We start from the raw sequence: 20,705 nt of genomic DNA on the forward strand, positions 1-20,705 counted from the left end.
GGGGCCCTGCTCGACGCCACCGGCGCCGTCATCGCGGTGATCTGCACGCCCATCCCCACCCACACCGACCTGGCGGCGGACGGCGCCCCTCCTTCGTACCGGGATCCCTGCGCGGGCCCCTAGAACTTGTTGCGCGGGGTGATCCCCAGCGACATGCCCGACAGGCCGCGCTGGCGGCCGCCGAGCTTGCCCGCGATGGCGCGCAGGGCGGAGCCGGCGGGGGAGTCGGGGTCGGTCAGGACCACCGGCTTGCCCTCGTCGCCGCCCTCGCGCAGGCGGACGTCGATCGGGATGGAGCCGAGGACCGGGACGCTCGCGCCGGTGGTGCGGGTCAGGCCGTCGGCGACCGACTGGCCGCCGCCCGTGCCGAACACGTCGACCATCTCGCCGCAGTGCGGGCAGGGCAGCCCGGACATGTTCTCGACGACACCGACGATCTTCTGGTGGGTCTGCACCGCGATCGAGCCGGCGCGCTCGGCGACCTCGGCCGCCGCCTGCTGAGGAGTCGTCACGACGAGGATCTCGGCGTTCGGGACGAGCTGCGCCACGGAGATCGCGATGTCGCCCGTGCCCGGCGGAAGGTCGAGGAGCAGGACGTCGAGGTCGCCCCAGTACACGTCCGCCAGGAACTGCTGGAGGGCGCGGTGCAGCATCGGGCCGCGCCACACCACCGGCGCGTTGCCCGGGGTGAACATGCCGATGGAGATGACCTTCACGCCGTGCGCGGACGGCGGCATGATCATGTTCTCGACCTGGGTCGGACGGCCGTCCGCTCCGAGCATGCGCGGTACCGAGTGGCCGTAGATGTCGGCGTCGACGACACCGACCTTGAGGCCGTCGGCGGCCATCGCCGCCGCCAGGTTCACGGTGACCGAGGACTTGCCGACACCGCCCTTGCCGGAGGCGACCGCGTAGACGCGGGTCAGCGAGCCGGGCTGGGCGAACGGCACCTCGCGCTCGGGGGTGCCGCCCTTCAGCGCGGTCGCCAGCTCACGGCGCTGTTCGTCGCTCATCACGTCGAGTTCGACCTCGACGGCGGTGACGCCCTCGACGCGCGCGACCGCGTCCGTCACGCGCTGGGTGATCGTGTCGCGCATCGGGCAGCCGGAGACCGTCAGGTACACGGCGACCGCGACCGTGCCATCCGCGCCGATCTCCACCGATTTGACCATCCCCAGCTCGGTGATGGGTCGGTTGATCTCGGGGTCGTTCACCGTCGCCAGTGCTTCACGCACCGCGTCTTCCGTAGCCATAGGGACGATGGTACGGCGCTCCCCATGGGCCCGGGAAAGCCCCGTCACCGGTCGTCTACGTCACGTGCCCGCGACCGTTCCGCCGGGAATACGACCCGGGAGTCCCCGGGACCCTCCGCGTACCGCTCCTCCAGCTCCTTGACCAGGTCCTGGAGCTCGGAGCGGATCCAGTCGCGGGTGGCGACCTCGCCGAGGCCCATCCGCAGCGCGGCGATCTCGCGGGTGAGGTACTCGGTGTCCGCGATGGACCGTTCGTTCTGCTTGCGGTCCTGTTCGAGGTTGACCCGGTCGCGGTCGTCCTGCCGGTTCTGCGCGAGCAGGATCAGCGGGGCGGCGTAGGAGGCCTGGAGCGACAGCATCAGGGTCAGGAAGATGAACGGGTAGCTGTCGAAGCGCAGGCCGCCCGGGGCGAAGATGTTCCACACGACCCACAGGATGATGACGATCGTCATCCAGACGATGAACCGTCCGGTGCCGAGGAAGCGGGCGATGCGCTCCGAGAGCCGTCCGAAGGCCTCGGGGTCCCACTCGGGCAGGAACCGGCGGCGCGGCGGCATCGGCTGGTCGAGCCGGCCACGGTGCCGGGGGGCCGCGGTGGCCCCGGTGGCGGCCCGCTCCCGTGTCTCGCGGTCAGCGCCCATGGCGTCCCCCTCGGCCGGAAGCGCCGCCCGGCCCCGCTGCGGGGTCCGCGCCCGTCCGGCCGCCCTCACTGCGGGCGCCGTCCGACGCCTCGTCGTCGCGGACGGCGTGCTGCACGTCCTCGGGGACGCTCTCGTCGAGGTGGAACTCCGTCTCCCGCCAGTCGTCGGGCAGCATGTGGTCCAGTACGTCGTCCACGGTCACCGCGCCGAGCAGCGAGCCGCTCTCGTCGACGACGGGCGCCGCGACCATGTCGTACGTGGCGAAGAACCCGGCGACGACAGGCAGTTCGTCCTCCGGCGCGAGCGGCTGGAGGTCGTCGTCGACGAGCGAGCCGACCAGCGTGAACGGCGGGTCGCGCAGCAGCCGCTGGAAGTGCACCGCGCCCAGGTACTTGCCCGTCGGGGTCTCGTCCGGCGGGCGGCACACGTAGACCTGGGCGGCGAGCGCGGGCGAGAGGTCGGGGTTGCGGACCCGGGCCAGCGCGTCGGCGACGGTCGCGTCGGGCCGCAGCACGATCGGCTCGGTGGTCATCAGGCCGCCCGCCGTCCGCTCCTCGTACGCCATCAGCCGGCGCACGTCGGCCGCGTCGCCGGGCCGCATCAGCGTCAGCAGCCGCTCCACGTCCTCGGCGGGCAGCTCGGCGAGGAGGTCGGCGGCGTCGTCGGGGTCCATCGCCTCCAGCACGTCGGCCGCGCGCTCCTCCTTGAGTTTGCCGAGGATCTCGATCTGGTCGTCCTCGGGCAGCTCTTCGAGCACGTCGGCGAGCCGGTCGTCGTCGAGGGCCGCGGCCACCTCGCCGCGCCGCTTCGGCGACAGGTGGTGCAGGACGTTCGCCAGGTCGGCCGGGCGCAGCTGCTCGAAGGTGGCGAGCAGGCTCTCCGCGCCCTGCCCGTCCTCCTCCAGCGCGACGCCGGTGACGGCGGACCAGTCGACGGTCAGCGTCTCGCCCTTGGTGCGCCGGAAGGGGCCGCTGCGGCCCTTGCGCACGAAGACCCGGTCGATCTCCCAGTCGCGGCGGGCCGGCAGCTGCTGGATCGACAGGTCGAGGACCGTGACCTCCTCGCCCGTCTCGACGAGGGTCACGAGCCGGTCGAGGAGTTCGCCGAAGATGAGCCGTTCGGTGGGCCGCTGCTCGAAGCGGCGGACGTTCAGGACGCCGGTCGAGATGACCTGGCCGGACTCGATGCCCGTCACCCGGGTCATGGGCAGGAAGATGCGGCGGCGGGTGGACAGTTCGACGACCAGGCCGAGCAGCCGGGGCGGCCGCCGGCCCACGCGCAGCATGGCGACGAGGTCCCGCACGCGGCCCACCTGGTCGCCGTTGGGGTCGAAGACGGCGACGCCGGCCAGGTGCGAGACGAAGATCCGGGGGGCACCTGCGGCCATTGCCCGCACCTCCTTCGCTTCGAAGCGTTCTGTGCCGGTCTGTCCGCTCGGGTGGGCTTCAGGCTAGCCCGTCCCGGTCGGATACGCCCTGGTGGGCGGTCCGGACGGACTGCCTCCGCCGGGCGGGCGCGGCACCGGTACGCTGCCGTACGCCGCCCAGCACCGCGCACGAAAGGCAGCCCCACCTGTGACTGCAATTCCCCCGGGCCGTACCCGCAGAGTCGCGATGGTGAGCGCGGTGTGCGCCCTGGCCGTGACAGGGATGGCGGGGCTGACGGGGTGCGGCAGTGAGGACCCGGACGCGGGCACGAACGGGGTCGGCAAGCTGCCCGCCGCGACCATCCAGGCGAAGACCAAGAAGGCCGCCGAGGACGCGAAGACCGTACGGCTGTCCGGGACCGTCGTGTCGAACGGGACCACGTACACCCTCGACATGCGTCTCAAGTCGGACGGCGGCACCGGCTCGGTCACCTCCAAGGGCGCCAGTTTCCGGCTGCTGCGGGTCGGCGAGCACCTCTTCCTCAAGGCGGACGCGCAGTTCTGGGCGCACGAGGACGACAAGAACGGCGACAAGCAGGGGGACACGGCCGCGGCCGACAAGCTGGAGGGCATGTACGTGAAGGTGCCGACCGGCGACCCCGCGTACAAGCGGTTCAGCGGCTTCACCGACAAGGACGTCCTGCTCGACGGGTTGCTCGGCCTGCACGGCGCGCTCGCCACGGACGGGCACCACGAGCAGTCCGGGGTCCCCACCATCCGCATCACCGGCGACAAGGGCTCCGGCGGCGCCCTGGACGTCTCGCTGAAGGGCACCCCGTACCCGCTGCTGCTGGTCCGCGCGGGCAACGCCGGCACGCTCCGGCTGACCGACTGGGGCAAGGACTTCCCGCTGGAGGAGCCCTCGGAGAAGGAGACGGTCGACTACGGGCAGCAACTGCCCACCTCGTAGTCCGCGCCGGTCTCGCACCCGCGCCCGCTCCCGGTCGTCAGCGGCGCTTTCGACGCTTCAGCAGGAGGCGCGGGAGCGCGGCGGGGATCTCCTGGCGGGTGGTCGCCGAGGTCGGCACCGGCCGCTGCGCGAGCGATCCGTCGGGCAGTCCGCCGGTCGCGCCGGTCGGCTCCAGACGGACGAGCCGGCACTCGCGGGCCCAGCGCTCGGGCATGGCCTCGCCGTCGGGCGCGTTCAGCCTCTTGCCCTTCAGCTCGCCGACAGCGGTCTCCCACTGCGGGGTGCCCGGCGCGAGTTCCGTGACGCGGGCGGACCAGGAGACGAGCCGTCCCCCCTTGTCCTTGCTGCGAACGGTGACGACCGCGTCGCCCCCGTCGGCGAGGTCGGGCAGCGGCTGCTCGCCCGGTCCGTCGCCGACCAGGAAGGCGGCCCCGTCGGCCCACACGTGCCAGAGCGGACGGGTGGGCACCTCGTGGCCCGGACCGGGATGCGCCGGCAGGCTGCCGCCGCGCACCCAGATCAGCCCGGACTTCTTGGTGGCCTCCTCGATGAGGGCCCGGTCGAGCAGCTCGTGCGTCATGGGGCCCAGCCTATCCAGGCCCTCCTAGAGCCAGCCGTTGCGCTTCAGGATGCGGTGGATGGAGAGACAGAGCCCGACCGTGACACACATGACGACCGGGTAGCCGTAGCGCCAGTGCAGCTCGGGCATGTGCTCGAAGTTCATTCCGTACACACCGCAGACCATCGTCGGTACGGCGATGATCGCGGCCCAGGACGTGATCTTGCGCATGTCCTCGTTCTGGGCGACGGACGCCTGCGCGAGGTTGGCCTGGAGGATCGAGTTGAGCAGTTCGTCGAAGCCGAGGACCTGCTCCTGCACGCGCGCGAGGTGGTCGGCGACGTCGCGGAAGTACTTCTGGATGTCGGGGTCGACGAGCCGCATCGGCCGCTCGCTCAGCAGCTGCATCGGGCGCAGCAGCGGCGACACCGCCCGCTTGAACTCCAGCACCTCGCGCTTGAGCTGGTAGATCTGCCCGGCGTCCGTGCCGCGCGGGGTGCCCTTGCGGCCGGGCGAGAACACCTCGGTCTCGACCTCGTCGATGTCGTCCTGCACGGCGTCCGCGACCGCGATGTACCCGTCGACGACGTGGTCGGCGATCGCGTGCAGCACCGCCGAGGGGCCCTTGGAGAGCAGTTCGGGGTCGTCCTGGAGCCGGTGCCGCAGCGCGCGCAGCGAGCCCTGCCCGCCGTGCCGGACGGTGATGAAGAAGTCCCCACCGGTGAAGCACATCACCTCACCGGTCTCGACGATCTCGCTGGTCGCGGTGAGCCGGTCGTGCTCGACGTAGTGGATGGTCTTGAACACGGTGAACAGGGAGTCGTCGTAGCGCTCCAGCTTGGGGCGCTGGTGGGCCTGGACGGCGTCCTCGACGGCCAGCGGGTGCAGGCCGAACTCCCTGGCGATACCGGCGAATTCGTCCTCGGTGGGCTCGTGCAGACCGATCCACACGAACCCGCCGTCGCGGCGCACCTGGCGCATCGCCTCGTGCGGGGTGAGCGGCGTGCGCGTCTCGACGCGGGCGCCGTCGCGGTAGACGGCGCAGTCGACGACGGCCGACGGGGTGCCGGGGTCACGGGTGGTGTCGTACGAGCCACTGTCCTTGCGCAGCGGGGGGCGCGGGCGGACCGCGGCGCGCAGGTCACGGATCATCGACATGGCAGGCTCCTTTTCGCAACGGAGGCGGCCTGCGACGGGTGGAACTACCCGGAATGGGGACGTCCTGACTGCGGATGTTTGGCACGTCCACAAAGCGGGGAGCACCGCACCGTCGCGGTGGCAGCTTCGCTACTGATTCAGATCGGACAGATCAGGGGTTCAGATCGGACAGATCAGGCGGAAACGAAGCGCTCTTCCGTGGTGCACCGGGCAACGCTGACACGTATGCACACGATTGCGGGAGGCGGCAGCCGGCAGGGCTGAAAGACCAGCGGGACCAGCTACGGACTCAGCGACAGGAAGAGCGGGTGGTACTGCACGATCGACTTCGATCCATTGCAGCCCCACCTCCTCCGGTCGGTCCCCCGTGGGGGACGAGCCATCCCCCGAAGGGGAGTCTGTCTCCCTCCGAAGGGGAGTCAGATCAGTCTCAGTGCGTCGGAGCTTTCGGGGCCAACTCCCGCAGCGCCATGAGGGCATGAGGGGTGCGTCCGATACGAGCTGCTCCGACCAGCGGCCAAGACTATCAGCGCACCGATGTGTCAAGGCGCAGCTTTGCGCGTTGTTGACCACGGGGTGCGGTGCCCGCCCTGGCGGGCGGCCCCGCCTATGCTCGGCGCATGGCAGATGTTCTTCCCCTGGTCGAGGCCCGTTTGCGCTCCGCGCTGGGCGAACCCGACGCGCGCGCCGCGGTCACCTTCCTCGGCACCGACCGCATCGAGGTGGTGCGCTTCACAGAGGGCGACGTCGTCCGCTACGCCACGCTCGGCATGTCCGCCCAGCCGATGGCCGACCCCACCGCGGCGCTCGCCGACCCGGTGAAGGGCCCGCGCGCCGAGCTGATCCTCTCGGTCCGCCCGGCCGGCGCCGACACCGACAAGGTGCTCCGCCCGCTGGCCGTCCTCGCCGCCTCGCCGCAGGTCGAGGGCCTGATCGTGGCCCCCGGCGCCTCCCTCGACGTGGGGGAACCCCTGTGGCCCGGCGCGCCGTTCACCTCCGTCCTGGTCGCGGAGTCCGGCGGCCTGGTGGAGGACCTGGAGCTCGACGAGCCGGCCGATCCCGTGCGGTTCCTGCCGCTGCTCCCCATGACCCCGAACGAGGCGGCCTGGAAGCGCGTGCACGGCGCCGCCGCCCTTCAGGAGCGCTGGCTGAACGGCGGAACGGACCTGCGCGATCCGCTGCGCAAGTCCGTTCCGCTCGACTGATCCCCGAGCCTGACGAGACGTCAACTGCTCTGCCCCTCAAGTGAGTCGGTGACCTCGGTCCGGTCTGCCGACCGGACCGCCCGGTCGGGTCAGTTCGCGAAGACCGTGACGCCGTCCTCGGTGGCGTGGGCCGGTTCCAGCTCCTGCGCCTCATGGGTGAGGGCGTGTCGCCGGACGAGGACCACCACGGCGCCCAGCAGCGCGGTGACGGCGGCCACCACGAACGGGATGCGGATGTTCGTCCACTCCTCGATCTTCGGCGCGAAGTAGGGTGCCGCGGCCGCCGCGAACCAGCGCACGAAGTTGTAGCCGGCGCTCGCCACCGGTCGCGGCGCGTCGGAGACCCCGAGGGCCAGTTCCGTGTAGACGGTGTTGTTCACGCCGATGAAGGCGCCGGACAGGATCGTGCAGACGATCGCGGTGGTGTGGTCGCCGTAACCGAGGGCCAGGACGTCGGCCGCGAGCAGCACCAGCGAGCCGCCGAGCACCTTGAGCGAGCCGAACCGCGCCTGCATGCGCGGCGCCACGATCACCGAGAAGACCGCGAGCAGCACACCCCAGCAGAAGAACACCGCGCCCGACTTGTAGGGCGTCATGTTCAGCACGAACGGGGTGAAGGCCAGCACGGTGAAGAACGTGTAGTTGTAGAAGAACGCCGACGTCGCCGCGGAGGCGAGGCCGCCGTGTCCGAGGGCGCGCAACGGGTCGAGCAGGGAGGTCTTGCGCGCGGGCTTCGGCTGCTCCTTGAGGAACACCGTGATGCACAGGAAGCCGATCGCCATCAGGAACGCGGTGCCGAAGAAGGGGTAGCGCCAGCTGGCGTCACCGAGCAGCGCGCCCAGCAGGGGGCCGCAGGCCATGCCGAGGCCGAGGGCGGACTCGTAGAGCAGGATCGCCGCCGCGCTGCCGCCGGCCGCGGCGCCGACGATCACGGCGAGGGCCGTGGAGACGAACAGCGCGTTGCCGAGACCCCAGCCCGCGCGGAAGCCGACCAGTTCACCGACCGACCCGGAGGTGCCCGCGAGTCCGGCGAAGACCACGACGAGCGCGAGACCGAGCAGCAGGGTCTTCTTGCCGCCGATGCGGCTGGAGACGAAGCCGGTGACCAGCATGGCGACGGCGGTGATCAGGAAGTACGAGGTGAAGAGGAGCGACACCTGACTCGGGGTCGCTTCGAGGCCCTTGGCGATGGACGGCAGGATCGGGTCGACGAGCCCGATGCCCATGAAGGCGACGACGGACGCGCCGGCCGTCGCCCAGACGGCCTTGGGCTGGCGCAGGAGGCCACCCGCGCCCGCGTCGAACGTGTCCCCTTCGGCGGGGGCTTCCGAGGTGCTGATCATGCCCGCTCCTTCACTGCGTACCGGCCAGATCGTTGTGCTATACACACGATAAGTTAGGTGGCCTAATTAATGCAAGGTACACGCAGTTTTGTCGTGTCAGGCACACGCCGGACGGGTGATCGTCCTTGACGCGAGGAAGGACGGGGAGGACCGTTGGACCCTATGAGGGGCGAACCCAGTTGCCCGAAGTGTGGTGGCCGGGTCAGGGCTCCCGGCCTCTTTGCCGACTCGTGGCAGTGCGATGTGCACGGCACGGTGCATCCGCTGCAGCCCGTGATCCCGCCTAGCGTCGAGGCCCTCGGTGTGGTCGTGCACCGCGCCCGGGTGCCGGTGTGGATGCCCTGGCCGCTGCCCGTCGGCTGGCTGTTCACCGGTGCCTCCTTCGCCGGGGACGACCGCAGCGGAGGCCGGGCCACCGCCGTCGCCTGCTCGGGCCCCGGACCCCTCGGCGGCATGGGCGAGCTGATCCTGGTCGCCGAGGAACTCGGCGTGGGCCTCGGCGCGCGGTACGCGGGCGTCGACGGACCGGACCCCGGCCCCTACATGAACGTCGAGAAGCCCCCTCAGGCGAAGGTCCTCGCGGCCGGCCGTCCCACCCCGCTCTGGCACGTGCCCAGCGCTCCCGGCGACCGCGCCGTCTTCGCGGGCGAGGCCCTCGGGATGTGGCTGTGGGCCGTCGTCTGGCCCGAGCAGACCGGACTGCTGATGTACGACGAACTCGTGCTGACGGATCTGCGGGACGCCGGCGCGGAGGTCGATCTGCTGCCCTGCGGGGCACTGTCCCCGCGGATCCTGGAGCCCTAGAGCCTTCCCCGAGGGGCTCCCGCTCCGGGCTTCGGTGTCCGGGGACGCCTTGTCGCGGCCCGGCACGCGGGTGCGGACGGTAGGGGGTGCTCGGCCGGTTCGGGTGTGACAGGAGTGCCCCGGATTCCCGTTATCCTTGAGCGTCCCCGTCCGACCCGTCACCGCTTGGAGTCCGCGTAGTGCGCATCGACCTGCACGCCCACTCCACCGCGTCCGACGGCACGGACACCCCGGCCGAGCTGGTGCGCAACGCGGCCGCCGCAGGGCTGGACGTCGTCGCGCTGACCGACCACGACACCACCCGCGGATACGCCGAGGCCCTTGCCGCGCTGCCCGAGGGGCTGACCCTCGTCACCGGCGCCGAACTCTCCTGCCGCGTCGACGGCATCAGCATGCACATGCTGGCCTACCTCTTCGACCCCGAGGAGCCCGCCCTGCTCGCCGAGCGCGAACTGGTGCGGGACGACCGGGTGCCGCGCGCCCAGGCCATGATCGGCAGGCTCCGCGACGCGGGCGTGCCGATCAGCTGGGAGCAGGTGGCGCGCATCGCGGGCGACGGGTCCGTCGGCCGCCCGCACATCGCCTCCGCACTCGTCGAACTGGGCGTCGTCGACACCGTCTCCGACGCCTTCACCGAGGAATGGCTCGCCGACGGCGGCCGCGCCTACGTCCCCAAGCACGAGACCGACCCCTTCGAGGCGATCCGGCTCGTCAAGGGAGCCGGAGGCGTCACGGTCTTCGCGCACCCCGCGGCCGCCAAGCGGGGCCGTACCGTGCCCGATTCGGTGATCGCCGAGCTCGCCACGGCCGGACTCGACGGCATCGAGGTCGACCACATGGACCACGAGCCGTCCACCCGCGCCCGGCTGCGCGGCCTGGCGGCCGAACTGGGGCTGCTCACCACGGGCTCGTCCGACTACCACGGCAGCCGCAAGACCTGCGTGCTCGGCGAGTTCACCACCGACCCCGAGGTCTACGGAGAGATCACCCGCCGATCCACCGGGGCGTTCCCCGTCCCGGGCGCCGGCGGAGCCTGATCCCGGAGGCTCCCCTCCCGGTCCGGAACGGCGGGCGGACACCCGCCGGCCACCGGTCGCCCACGCGCGACCGACCTGAACCGGATCCCCACCGTCACGGCGCATCCGCCGTACCGCGCGGTCCTTCGTTGTAGGCGCCCCGTCGGTCCCGGACGGTCCGTGCCGCCCCGCCGCACGCCTGCCCCCGAGGGCCGGTGTCGTGTCGAGGCGCACAAGACCTCCGGTGCCGGTCCGGCCCCGCCGCCCGGCGCTCGTACGCGGCTCGTACGCGCCAGGTCCCCGTCCCGCCCGCGGGACGCCCGCCCACCCCGGCGGACGGAACACCCGTCCGCCCCCGCTCACCACGCGCAAGGCTCTTCCTCACCATGTTCGACGTCGCCGTCTTCGGCTCCCTCTTCCTCACGCTCTTCGTCATCATGGATCCCCCCGGGATCACCCCGATCTTCCTGGCGCTCACCGCCGGCCGCCCCGCCAAGGTGCAGCGCCGGATGGCCTTCCAGGCGGTCTGTGTCGCCGGCGGCGTCATCACCGTCTTCGGGCTCCTCGGCCACCAGATCCTGAACTACCTGCACGTCTCCGTGCCCGCGCTGATGATCGCGGGCGGACTGCTGCTCCTGCTCATCGCCCTCGACCTGCTGACCGGCAAGACCGACGAGCCGAAGCAGACCAAGGACGTCAACGTCGCCCTCGTCCCCCTCGGCATGCCGCTGCTCGCCGGGCCCGGAGCGATCGTGTCCGTGATCCTCGCGGTGCAGAAGGCCGACACGGTCGCCACCCAGGTCTCGGTGTGGACCGCGATCCTCGCGATCCACGTCGTGCTGTGGATCGTGATGCGCTACTCGCTGCTGATCATCCGGGTCATCAAGGACGGCGGCGTGGTGCTCGTGACCCGGCTCGCGGGCATGATGCTCTCCGCGATCGCGGTGCAGCAGATCATCAACGGCGTCACCCAGGTGATCCAGGGCAGCTGAGCCGCCGGGCCCCGGCTCCGGACGCGCACCCCCCGGACACGCAGAACCCCGTACGGCATACGTGCCGTACGGGGTTCCGAAGTCTCTACATCAATAAACGGCCGCGGTCCGCAGCGCCTCGTCTCGGCGCCACCGGTCGCGTCCTCGCACTACGGGAAGTATTACGAAGCGGTCGAATCGGCGGGGCGGATCCACAGGCGCTGTCCGATGGCGGCGGCCTGCTGAACGATCCTGTTGACGGAGGCGGCATCCACGACGGTGCTGTCCACGGGGGTTCCGTCGACATCGTCGAGTCGCATGATTTCGAAGCGCATGGGCTTCTCCCTTCGTCTGGTCATCCTCCTGAGGAGAACTACTTGTATGGGAAGCCGCGGCATCGGTGTCCCGGCTTCCGTATGTATCCAACGGGATGCTTGTTACAAACATTCCCTACGCTAAGGAAATTTTTCGAGAACCTAATTACTGAGCGGTAAGCCGGGTGGCGGAGACTGACCGCCGCCGGTTGTGTTCGCAGCGTGACCGCCGGGACAATGGTCGTGATGAACGACGACCACGCGGCGCTCGCCGCCCGCATCGACCGCACGAACGAGCTGCTCCAGCGCATGCTCGCCGAGGTGGCGAAGACACCCTCCACGCACGCGATCTTCGTCGACGCCGGCTATCTGTACGCGGCCGCGGGACGGCTCGTCGCCGGCACGGAGGACCGCCGTTCGTTCGACCTCGACACTGAGGGCCTCATCGAGGCGCTCATCGACCGGGCCCGCACGATCTTCGCCGACAGCCGGCTCCTCCGCGTCTACTGGTACGACGGCGCCCGCCGCCGCATCCACACCTCGGAGCAGCAGTCGATCGCCGAACTCCCGGACGTGAAAGTCAGGTTGGGCAACCTGAACGCCAACAACCAGCAGAAGGGCGTCGATTCACTCATCAGGTCCGACCTGGAGTCCCTCGCCCGGCATCGCGCCATCAGTGACGCGGCCCTGCTCGGCGGCGACGAGGACCTGGTCTCCGCGGTCGAGGCGGCGCAGGGGTACGGGGCCCGGGTCCACCTCTGGGGCATCGAGGCACCCGAGGGCCGCAACCAGGCGGAGCCGCTGCTCTGGGAGGTCGACAGCCAGCGGACGTTCGACCTCGACTTCTTCAAGCCGTACGTGGCCCGCCGGACCGCCCAGTCGTACGACCCGACGGCGGCGGCCCGGCCCAGCCGGGAGGACGTGCGTTTCGTGGGCGCCCAGATCGCCGCGAAGTGGCTCGCCGCGCGGGGCCGGGAGTCCCTCGTGGAGCTGCTGCCCGGCCACCCCTACCTCCCCGGATCGGTTGACCAGGACCTGCTGGTCGAGGCCGAGGGACTCCTCCAGTACTCGCTGCGCGGACAGTCCGACCTGCGCCGCTCGCTGCGGGACGGCTTCTGGGAGCACCTTCAGGCGCAGTACTAGGCGGGGCGGGGCGGGGTGGGGTGGGGCGCGGCAGGGCGGGGTGGGCGCGCGGCGCAGACGTCCTGCCGCAGCCGTCTGTCAGCCGTCCGTCAGTCCCGGTCAGCCGTCTGTCAGTCGTCCGTCGTGTCCCAGAAGGCGGCCAGGGCGCGGGCGGTCTCCAGCGGCTGGTCCGTGTTGGGGGAGTGCTCCGCCCCTTCCACGACCGTGCGCCGCGCGTCGAGCCGTACGGCCATGTCGTCCAGCAGGTGCACCGGCCAGGTGTCGTCGTGCTCGCCGGATATCACGTGCTTGGGCAGCGGCAGGGCGGCCAGTTCGGCGACGCGGTCGGGTTCCGTGCAGAGCTGGCGTCCCGTCGCGACGAGCTGGGCCGGGCTGTTGGCGAGCCAGCGGCGGCGCAGGTCGGCGAGGTCGTCGAGCCCCGCGTCGAGCCCGCCGGTGTCGGTCTCCTCGGGCGGCTCCATCGCGCGGATCGCCTCCCATACCTCGTCCATGTCCATCACGGCGAGCGCGTCCCGCAGCAGCTTCACGCGCTGCTGCTGGGGCGTGGAGATCTGCGCGGGGCCGGAGGCCATGAGGGTCAGCGAGAGGAACGGCGACGGGTCGATCAGCACCGCCGCCCGGGCGATGTGGCCGCCCAGAGAGTGCCCCAGGAGATGGACGGGGGCGCCGATCGCGGCGGCCTGCGCGAGCGCGTCCCGCGCCAACTCGTCCTGTGCGTAAGGAGTTTCGTCGTCGGGCGGGCCGGCGGTCTCGAACTGCCCGCGCCCGTCGACGGCCACCGTCCGGTAGCCCGCCGAGGCGAGCGGTGCGTGCAGCGCGACGAAGTCCTCCTTGCTGCCGGTGAACCCGGGCAGCAGCAACACGGTCCCCTTCGGTGGCCCGTCCGCCGCCGCGTCGAGCACGGCGAACTCACCGCGCGCGGTCGCCAGGCGATACGCGTGGACACCTGCGGGCGGGACGAACGTGTAGGGCCTGCTCATGGACAGGAGGCTATAGGGCACCGGTGAAGGCCGCTCGGGGAGGTGAGGGGCACCGGGCCCGGGCGGGCTGCGGCCGGGCGGCACGCTCCCGGGCGGGCGCCCTCCGGGGCCGGAAACGCCGACGGCCCGGTCCCACCAGTTGGTGGGACCGGGCCGTCGGGCAGGAGATCAGCTCTCCGCGGGCTCCGTGGCGACCGCCTTGCGGGTACGGCTGCGGGTGGCCGGCTTGGCCTCCGCGTCGTCCGTGGCCTGGGCCGGGATGTCGGCGTCGGCGACGGCCTTGCGGGTGCGTCGGCGGACGGGCTTGGCCTCGGCCGTCTCGGCGGCCTCGGCCGTGTCCGTGACGGTGCTCGCGGCCTTGGCGCGGGTGCGCCGCGGCTTGGCCGGAGCCTCCGCGACACCCTCCGCCGTGTCGACCACGGCCTCCGCGGCCTTGCGCGTGCGGCTGCGGGTGGCTGGCTTGGCCTCCGCGTCGTCCGTGGCCTGGGCCGGGATGTCGGCGTCGGCGACGGCCTTGCGGGTGCGTCGGCGGACGGGCTTGGCCTCGGCCGCCTCGGCGGCGTCAGCCGTGTCCGTGACGGTGCTCGCGGCCTTGGCGCGGGTGCGCCGCGGCTTGGTCTCGGCGACCGCCTCGGCCACCTCGGTCGCGGCGGCCTCGACGGTGTCGACGACGGCCTCCGCGGCCTTGCGGGTCCGGCGCCGCACGGGCTTGGCCGGCGCCTCGGTCACCTCGGCGGTCTCGACGACCGTCTCGGTGGCGGGCGCCGCCTCGGCGGTCTTGCGGGTCCGACGGCGGGCCGGCTTGGCCGGCGCCTCGACGGCTTCCGCGACGACCTCGGCGGCGACGCTCTCGACCACGGCCTCGGCCGCGGTCACCGCGGCCTCGGCGTTCTCGATCGCCTCGATGCTCTCAGCGGTCCTCCGGCCCCGGCGACGGCGCGGCCTGGCCGCCTCGTCGGTGACGCCCTCGGCCGTCGCCACGGCGGTCACCGCGGCCTCGGCCACCGGAGCGGCCACCTGCTCGGAGCCCGATGCACCGCGCGTACGACGGCGGCGGCGCGGCGTCCGGGGCTCGGTGGCCCCTTCCGACGCGGGAGCCTCCGTGGTGCCCTCGGGCGCTGCCGAAGGCGTCGTGGACGGCTCGCCGTTGCGCGTGCGACGCCGGCGGCGCGGGGTGCGCTCCGAACGGTCACGCTCGCGCTCGGTGGTGGTGCTGGTGGCAGCCGGCGCGGCCGAACGGCCACCGCGGCCACGCGGACCGCCACGGCCACCGGTCTCGCCCAGGTCCTCGACCTCTTCGGCCGCGAGCCCGGCGCGGGTGCGCTCGGAACGCGGCAGGACACCCTTGGTGCCGGCCGGGATGCTCAGCTCCTCGTAGAAGTGAGGAGACGTCGAGTAGGTCTCCGGCGGGGCCGGGAAACCGAGGTCCAGCGCCTTGTTGATCAGCTGCCAGCGCGGGATGTCGTCCCAGTCGACGAGGGTGATCGCGATGCCCTTGGCACCCGCGCGGCCGGTGCGGCCGATGCGGTGCAGGTACGTCTTCTCGTCCTCGGGGGACTGGTAGTTGATGACGTGGGTCACGCCCTCGACGTCGATACCGCGGGCGGCGACGTCGGTGCAGACCAGCACGTCGACCTTGCCGTTGCGGAAGGCGCGCAGCGCCTGCTCGCGGGCGCCCTGACCGAGGTCGCCGTGGACCGCGCCGGACGCGAAACCGCGCTGCTGGAGCTGGTCGGCGAGGTCGGCGGCCGTGCGCTTGGTGCGGCAGAAGACCATCGCGAGACCGCGGCCGTCGGCCTGCAGGATCCGCGAGACCATCTCGGGCTTGTCCATGTTGTGCGCGCGGTAGACGAACTGCTTGGTGTTCGCGACCGTCGCGCCCTGGTCGTCCGGCGTCGAGGCGCGGATGTGCGTGGGCTGCGACATGTAGCGGCGCGCGAGACCGATGACCGCGCCCGGCATGGTCGCCGAGAACAGCATCGTCTGACGGCGGGCCGGCAGCATGTTCATGATCTTCTCGACGTCGGGCAGGAAGCCCAGGTCGAGCATCTCGTCGGCCTCGTCGAGGACGAGCGCCTTGATGTGGCCGAGGTTGAGCTTCTTCTGGCCCGCGAGGTCCAGCAGACGGCCCGGGGTGCCGACGATGACGTCGACGCCCTTCTTGAGGGCCTCCACCTGGGGCTCGTAGGCGCGGCCGCCGTAGATGGCGAGGACGCGCACGTTACGGACCTTGCCCGCGGTCAGCAGGTCGTTGGTCACCTGGGTGCACAGCTCGCGCGTCGGGACGACCACGAGCGCCTGCGGGGCGTCGGTCAGCTGCTCGGGCGTCGCCCGGCCCGCCTCGACGTCCGCGGGGACGGTGACCCGCTCCAGGAGGGGGAGGCCGAAGCCCAGCGTCTTGCCGGTGCCGGTCTTGGCCTGGCCGATGACGTCGGTGCCGGTGAGGGCGACCGGGAGCGTCATCTCCTGGATGGGGAAGGGGTTGATGATGCCGACGGCCTCAAGGGCTTCGGCCGTCTCGGGAAGGATTCCGAGCTCTCGGAAAGTCGTAGTCAGGGTGCTGCCTCTTCTGTGTACGCGGTGCGAGGCGAGCGCGGGGGTCGTGACGGGACCGTGCCGGGGACGTCGGCCGCTCTGTGACGGGCGGGCCGAGTGGCATGGGACCACTGCCGACGCTCGAGCTCTCGTGCCGCTGAGGGTTCCCTCCGGATGTCGCACGCAATGTGCCGTACCGACGAGGAGGGCTGTCGGGTCGGAGCCGATCGGGCCACCGACCGGGCATCCTCATTCGTGCGGCCCGACACATACTCGCCGGGCGCATTACCACCATACCCCGGAATCCCGCATATGCGATGGCCGGTTTGGTCACGTAGTCGTCGTCACACTGGTTGACCAGGGACTTCCCCCGTGCGGTGAGAGGGCTATTGTGCGCTTCATGACGACGCCTGACAACGCCGCTGAGAAGCCCGCCGAGGCCCCCGCAGACACCGCTCCGACGGCCACCGGAGTCGCCGCGCAGAACTGGGACACGGCCTCCGCCGACCCGCAGTACCGCGCCGCGGTGGTGGACCTGCTCGGAGCGCTCGCGTACGGCGAGCTGGCGGCGTTCGAGCGGCTCGCCGAGGACGCCAAGCTGGCGCCCACGCTCAGCGACAAGGCGGAGCTGGCGAAGATGGCGTCCGCCGAGTTCCACCACTTCGAGCAGCTGTCGAACCGGCTCTCCGCGGTCGGCGCCGACGCGGGCCAGGCCATGGACCCCTTCGTCGCCGCCCTCGACGGCTTCCACAAGCAGACGGCTCCCTCGGACTGGCTGGAGGGTCTCGTCAAGGCGTACGTCGGCGACTCGATCGCCAGTGACTTCTACCGTGAGGTCGCCGCCCGCCTCGACTCGGACACCCGCGGGCTGGTCCTCGGCGTCCTGGACGACACCGGGCACGCGAGCTTCGCCATCGAGAAGGTGCGCGCCGCGATCGACGCCGACCCGCGGGTGGGCGGACGGCTCGCGCTGTGGGCGCGACGGCTGATGGGCGAGGCCCTGTCGCAGTCACAGCGTGTGGTCGCCGACCGGGACGCCCTGTCGACGATGCTCGTGGGCGGCGTGGCGGACGGGTTCGACCTCGCGGAGGTCGGCCGGATGTTCTCCCGCATCACCGAGGCACACACCAAGCGGATGGCGGCGCTGGGGCTGGCCGCCTAGCACCCGCGGGCTCGGACGGGTCCCGGCCTCCGGGGCCACGGACCCGTGCCGGGTGCGGCGCACCGCGGACGGCCGCCGGGGCGGCTATCCGCGCGGCTGCCGCTCCCTCTCGCGTTCGCCGTGGCGCCCGCGCGCACGGAACCCGCGGAACCCGCGGAACGGACTAGGCGGTCGCCGAGCGTCGGCGAAAACGCTCCTCCGGGCGGAGCAGCAGTGACAGCAGCGCCGCGGAGACGGCCACCGCTCCGACGAGGATGACGACGTAGTGGCCCGAGCCGAGCGCGGTGTGCGTCAGGAAGGCGCCGAACAGGCCTCCCGCCACCCCCGTCGACAGGACCAGGCTGCGGGCCGGCAGACGGTGGGGCAGGCGGTACGAGGCCGCCCACGCCAGAGCCAGACCAAGCAGCGCGGAGCCGAGCGCTTCCAAGAACATGGTGGGGTGTCCCTCCCTCACGGCCGGTGCAAATCGGTCGTAGCCGGTCCTACCCGTGGCGTGCGGAACGCAACCCTCCCCTGTGCTCGAACTGTGGTCCATCTGTGGAGGAGTTCGCGCGGGGCGGAATCGCACGCGAAGGGTCCGGTGACATCGCCACCGGACCCTTCGTGTACCTCTGTGTCGCTCTGTGAACCCTCTTACAGAGCGCTGAATCCGACCTTGCGCTGCGTGGGCTCTCCGAGCTCCACGTAGGCCAGGCGGTCGGCCGGAACCAGGACCTTGCGGCCGTGGTCGTCCACGAGGCTGAGCAGCTGCGACTTGCCGGCCAGCGCCTCCGACACCGCGCGCTCGACCTCTTCCGGGGTCTGACCGCTCTCCAGAACGATCTCGCGGGGCGCGTGCTGCACGCCGATCTTGACCTCCACGGCTTTGTCCCTCCGACGGTCAGTCATGTGCGCGTTCGTACGCGCCGTACGCAGCACACATTAGCCCGGTGAGGGGACGTACACGCTCCGCCCGGGAACGCCAGGAGCGAACAGGCGGCGGGAACAAAGAAGCGGCCGGGGGATGTGTCCCCGGCCGCTTCCGTGTGCTCCGTGATGATCGGTGCCGTGCGTGCTCGGTGCTCGGCGGCGCTTGGCGGTGCTCGTCAGTGGGCGTCGGTGCCGTGCAGCGGGAAACCCGCGATGCCGCGCCACGCGAGCGAGGTCAGCAGCTGCACCGCCTGGTCGCGCGGGACGCTGCGGTCGCTGTGCAGCCAGGAACGGGCCACGACCTGTGCCAGACCGCCGAGCCCCGACGCGAGGAGCATCGACTCGGCACGCGAGAGACCGGTGTCCTCCGCGATGACGTCGCAGATCGCCTCGGCGCACTCGTGCGTCACCTTGTCGACGCGCTCGCGGACCGCGGGCTCGTTGGTGAGGTCGGACTCGAAGACCAGCCGGAAGGCACCGCCGTCGTCCTCGACGTACGCGAAGTAGGCGTCCATCGTGGCGCGGACGCGCAGCTTGTTGTCCGAGGTCGACGCGAGCGCCGTGCGGACCGCCTGGAGCAGGGACTCGCAGTGCTGGTCCAGCAGGGCGAGGTACAGATCGAGCTTTCCCGGGAAGTGCTGGTAGAGGACCGGCTTGCTGACGCCCGCGCGCTCGGCGATGTCGTCCATGGCGGCCGAGTGATACCCCTGCGCAACGAAGACTTCCTGGGCGGCGCCGAGGAGCTGGTTGCGTCGGGCACGGCGCGGCAGGCGAGTGCCCCGCGGGCGTGCCGCCTCTGTCTGCTCGATGGCTGTCACGCCGCCTCCCAAAATTGTCCACTGCGGTGTGCGCCGCGCCGCCATCGTACTTTTCGGTAACCGTGCTGTGTGCGGTGCGAGCGCAGAATTTCACGGACCGGACGCCGACGGCGGCGGCGCACAGTGGGCCGAAGGGGACGAGCTGGGCGCCCACCCCTCGCTACGGCCCTGATCAGCGGTGTCGCGTCACCTGTAGTCGTCCTCGTTCTGCCGGACGCCCCGGGCCTGCTCGGCGCGATCCCCCTCGTCGGCGCTGAGGGGATCGCCCGGGGGTTCCGGGTCCACGTCTTCGGCGGGATCGACCTCGCTGGCCTGCTCGGCGGCGTCCGCCTCCGGGGCCTCCACGTCGAGAATGTCCCGGAACTGGTCGTCGAACGTTCCGGGGTCTGTCGGGTCGACTGTCATGGTTCCTCTTCCCGAACGGTACGAGTGCGCTCCTGACGTACGTACGAGTGCCCTCGATGGAAGCCTAGGAGACACGCGATCGGGGCGCTATGCGATCCGCACGCGATCTGTGACGGCGAACACATGAGCCCCGGCGTGATCGTCTCGTAACATTGCGGCATGTCTTCGACCGAACTCCCGTCCGCGCTGGCCTCCACCGTCACGCCCAGGGTCGGTGCCGTCAGGGTCACGGAGGGCGAGCGGCTGCGGTCGGTCGGGCTTCCCGGAGTCACGCTGACGGTCCGGTCGAGGCCCCCGGCCCGCGAAGGGCTGCCGCCCGCCCTGTACGTGCACGGCCTGGGCGGCTCCTCGCAGAACTGGTCGGCGCTCATGTCGCAGCTCGACGGACTCCTGGACAGCGAGGCCCTCGACCTTCCCGGCTTCGGCGACTCGCCGCCGCCGGACGACGGCGACTACTCGGTCACCGGACACGCGCGCGCGGTCATCCGCTATCTCGACGCGTCCGGACGCGGGCCCGTCCACCTCTTCGGCAACTCGCTCGGCGGCGCCGTCTCGACGCGCGTGGCCGCCGTCCGTCCCGACCTCGTCCGCACGCTGACCCTCGTCTCGCCCGCCCTGCCCGAGATCCGCGCGCAGCGCAGCGCCTGGCCGACCGCGCTGCTGGCACTGCCCGGAGTGGCCGGTCTGTTCACCCGGCTGACCAGGGAGTGGAGCGCCGAGAGGCGCGTACGCGGGGTGACGGCCCTCTGTTACGGCGACCCCACCATCGTGACTCCCGAGGGGTTCCGCGACGCGGTGGAGGAGATGGAGCGGCGGCTCGCTCTCCCCTACTTCTGGGACGCCATGGCGCGTTCCGCGCGCGGGATCGTCAACGCGTACACGCTGGGCGGCCAGCACGGGTTGTGGCGGCAGGCCGAGCGGGTGCTGGCTCCGACCCTGCTGGTCTATGGCGGCCGCGACCAGCTCGTCGGCTACCGTATGGCCCAGCGCGCGGCCCGTGCCTTCCGCGACTCCCGGCTGCTGACTCTGCCGGACGCGGGGCACGTCGCCATGATGGAGTATCCACAGACGGTGGCCACGGCCTTCCGTGAACTCCTCGCGGACCAGGGAGAGTTGACCTCCGAGGCGGCAACCGGCGCGGAGAGCTGAGGCG

The 20,705-nt window shown here is 71.6% G+C and carries 21 protein-coding genes; 8 read left to right on the plus strand and 13 right to left on the minus strand.

Going from position 1 to position 20,705, the window contains the following annotated elements:
* Window positions 1-119: 119 nt before the first annotated feature.
* The 3 genes from AB0C62_RS03790 to AB0C62_RS03800 are packed head-to-tail and all read right to left on the minus strand — an operon-like array spanning window position 120 to window position 3,281.
* The gene (locus tag AB0C62_RS03790; protein WP_362969474.1) at window positions 120-1,253 is read right to left on the minus strand and encodes an Mrp/NBP35 family ATP-binding protein; all 1,134 of its coding nucleotides are present in this window, start codon (window positions 1,251-1,253) and stop codon (window positions 120-122) included.
* A gap of 44 nt (window positions 1,254-1,297) precedes the next feature.
* Complete coding sequence (locus tag AB0C62_RS03795; protein WP_362969475.1) at window positions 1,298-1,894, minus strand: DUF1003 domain-containing protein; 597 nt, start codon at window positions 1,892-1,894, stop codon at window positions 1,298-1,300.
* Window positions 1,884-3,281 carry a CBS domain-containing protein gene (locus tag AB0C62_RS03800; RefSeq protein ID WP_362969476.1) on the minus strand — a complete coding sequence of 466 codons (1,398 nt, stop codon included), beginning with the start codon at window positions 3,279-3,281 and terminating at the stop codon, window positions 1,884-1,886. Before AB0C62_RS03800 ends, AB0C62_RS03795 begins: the two co-directional genes overlap by 11 nt.
* A gap of 187 nt (window positions 3,282-3,468) precedes the next feature.
* Here AB0C62_RS03800 and AB0C62_RS03805 point away from each other — a divergent pair, with 187 nt between their 5' ends.
* Entirely contained in the window at window positions 3,469-4,230 is a 762-nt protein-coding gene (locus tag AB0C62_RS03805) for a hypothetical protein (RefSeq protein ID WP_362969477.1), read from the plus strand.
* Window positions 4,231-4,267: 37 nt separating this feature from the next.
* Here AB0C62_RS03805 and AB0C62_RS03810 read toward each other — a convergent pair whose 3' ends face one another.
* Together AB0C62_RS03810 and AB0C62_RS03815 are read right to left on the minus strand one after the other, a co-directional pair.
* Window positions 4,268-4,810: a hypothetical protein gene (locus AB0C62_RS03810; RefSeq protein WP_362969478.1), complete on the minus strand. Its 543-nt coding sequence runs from the start codon at window positions 4,808-4,810 to the stop codon at window positions 4,268-4,270.
* A 24-nt stretch (window positions 4,811-4,834) separates the two neighbouring features.
* A complete protein-coding gene (locus tag AB0C62_RS03815; RefSeq protein WP_362969479.1) occupies window positions 4,835-5,947 on the minus strand; it encodes a magnesium and cobalt transport protein CorA in 1,113 nt (370 codons plus the stop codon).
* A gap of 620 nt (window positions 5,948-6,567) precedes the next feature.
* Between AB0C62_RS03815 and AB0C62_RS03820 the strand changes: the two genes are divergently transcribed.
* Window positions 6,568-7,152 carry a suppressor of fused domain protein gene (locus tag AB0C62_RS03820; protein ID WP_267048468.1) on the plus strand — a complete coding sequence of 195 codons (585 nt, stop codon included), beginning with the start codon at window positions 6,568-6,570 and terminating at the stop codon, window positions 7,150-7,152.
* An 89-nt stretch (window positions 7,153-7,241) separates the two neighbouring features.
* Here AB0C62_RS03820 and AB0C62_RS03825 read toward each other — a convergent pair whose 3' ends face one another.
* A complete protein-coding gene (locus AB0C62_RS03825) occupies window positions 7,242-8,495 on the minus strand; it encodes an MFS transporter (protein WP_362969480.1) in 1,254 nt (417 codons plus the stop codon).
* 162 nt (window positions 8,496-8,657) lie between these two features.
* Here AB0C62_RS03825 and AB0C62_RS03830 point away from each other — a divergent pair, with 162 nt between their 5' ends.
* From AB0C62_RS03830 to AB0C62_RS03840, 3 genes are all read left to right on the plus strand, one after another.
* The gene (locus tag AB0C62_RS03830; RefSeq protein ID WP_362969481.1) at window positions 8,658-9,299 is read left to right on the plus strand and encodes a DUF6758 family protein; all 642 of its coding nucleotides are present in this window, start codon (window positions 8,658-8,660) and stop codon (window positions 9,297-9,299) included.
* Window positions 9,300-9,478: 179 nt separating this feature from the next.
* The gene (locus AB0C62_RS03835; RefSeq protein ID WP_362969482.1) at window positions 9,479-10,336 is read left to right on the plus strand and encodes a PHP domain-containing protein; all 858 of its coding nucleotides are present in this window, start codon (window positions 9,479-9,481) and stop codon (window positions 10,334-10,336) included.
* Between the two features lie 365 nt (window positions 10,337-10,701).
* Entirely contained in the window at window positions 10,702-11,307 is a 606-nt protein-coding gene (locus AB0C62_RS03840) for a MarC family protein (RefSeq protein ID WP_164371912.1), read from the plus strand.
* Between the two features lie 161 nt (window positions 11,308-11,468).
* Here the strand turns inward: AB0C62_RS03840 and AB0C62_RS03845 are convergent, their stop codons facing one another.
* Entirely contained in the window at window positions 11,469-11,621 is a 153-nt protein-coding gene (locus AB0C62_RS03845) for a hypothetical protein (protein WP_106983652.1), read from the minus strand.
* 225 nt (window positions 11,622-11,846) lie between these two features.
* Here AB0C62_RS03845 and AB0C62_RS03850 point away from each other — a divergent pair, with 225 nt between their 5' ends.
* Complete coding sequence (locus AB0C62_RS03850; RefSeq protein ID WP_351429834.1) at window positions 11,847-12,743, plus strand: NYN domain-containing protein; 897 nt, start codon at window positions 11,847-11,849, stop codon at window positions 12,741-12,743.
* Between the two features lie 110 nt (window positions 12,744-12,853).
* Here the strand turns inward: AB0C62_RS03850 and AB0C62_RS03855 are convergent, their stop codons facing one another.
* Together AB0C62_RS03855 and AB0C62_RS03860 are read right to left on the minus strand one after the other, a co-directional pair.
* Entirely contained in the window at window positions 12,854-13,723 is an 870-nt protein-coding gene (locus tag AB0C62_RS03855) for an alpha/beta hydrolase (RefSeq protein WP_362969483.1), read from the minus strand.
* Window positions 13,724-13,891: 168 nt separating this feature from the next.
* Complete coding sequence (locus AB0C62_RS03860; protein WP_362969484.1) at window positions 13,892-16,186, minus strand: DEAD/DEAH box helicase; 2,295 nt, start codon at window positions 16,184-16,186, stop codon at window positions 13,892-13,894.
* A 472-nt stretch (window positions 16,187-16,658) separates the two neighbouring features.
* Between AB0C62_RS03860 and AB0C62_RS03865 the strand changes: the two genes are divergently transcribed.
* Window positions 16,659-17,420: a ferritin-like fold-containing protein gene (locus tag AB0C62_RS03865; RefSeq protein ID WP_351429828.1), complete on the plus strand. Its 762-nt coding sequence runs from the start codon at window positions 16,659-16,661 to the stop codon at window positions 17,418-17,420.
* Window positions 17,421-17,583: 163 nt separating this feature from the next.
* Here AB0C62_RS03865 and AB0C62_RS03870 read toward each other — a convergent pair whose 3' ends face one another.
* The 4 genes from AB0C62_RS03870 to AB0C62_RS03885 all read right to left on the minus strand — a co-directional run bounded on the left by AB0C62_RS03870 (window position 17,584) and on the right by AB0C62_RS03885 (window position 19,552).
* The gene (locus tag AB0C62_RS03870; RefSeq protein WP_362969485.1) at window positions 17,584-17,853 is read right to left on the minus strand and encodes a hypothetical protein; all 270 of its coding nucleotides are present in this window, start codon (window positions 17,851-17,853) and stop codon (window positions 17,584-17,586) included.
* A gap of 200 nt (window positions 17,854-18,053) precedes the next feature.
* Entirely contained in the window at window positions 18,054-18,281 is a 228-nt protein-coding gene (locus AB0C62_RS03875) for a DUF3107 domain-containing protein (protein ID WP_028801993.1), read from the minus strand.
* A 224-nt stretch (window positions 18,282-18,505) separates the two neighbouring features.
* Window positions 18,506-19,147: a TetR/AcrR family transcriptional regulator gene (locus tag AB0C62_RS03880; protein WP_362969486.1), complete on the minus strand. Its 642-nt coding sequence runs from the start codon at window positions 19,145-19,147 to the stop codon at window positions 18,506-18,508.
* A gap of 186 nt (window positions 19,148-19,333) precedes the next feature.
* A complete protein-coding gene (locus AB0C62_RS03885) occupies window positions 19,334-19,552 on the minus strand; it encodes a hypothetical protein (RefSeq protein WP_362969487.1) in 219 nt (72 codons plus the stop codon).
* Window positions 19,553-19,711: 159 nt separating this feature from the next.
* Between AB0C62_RS03885 and AB0C62_RS03890 the strand changes: the two genes are divergently transcribed.
* The gene (locus AB0C62_RS03890; protein ID WP_362969488.1) at window positions 19,712-20,701 is read left to right on the plus strand and encodes an alpha/beta hydrolase; all 990 of its coding nucleotides are present in this window, start codon (window positions 19,712-19,714) and stop codon (window positions 20,699-20,701) included.
* The last annotated feature ends 4 nt before the right edge of the window (window positions 20,702-20,705 follow it).

Source organism: Streptomyces sp. NPDC048643, from assembly GCF_040650615.1.
Lineage (GTDB): Bacteria > Actinomycetota > Actinomycetes > Streptomycetales > Streptomycetaceae > Streptomyces.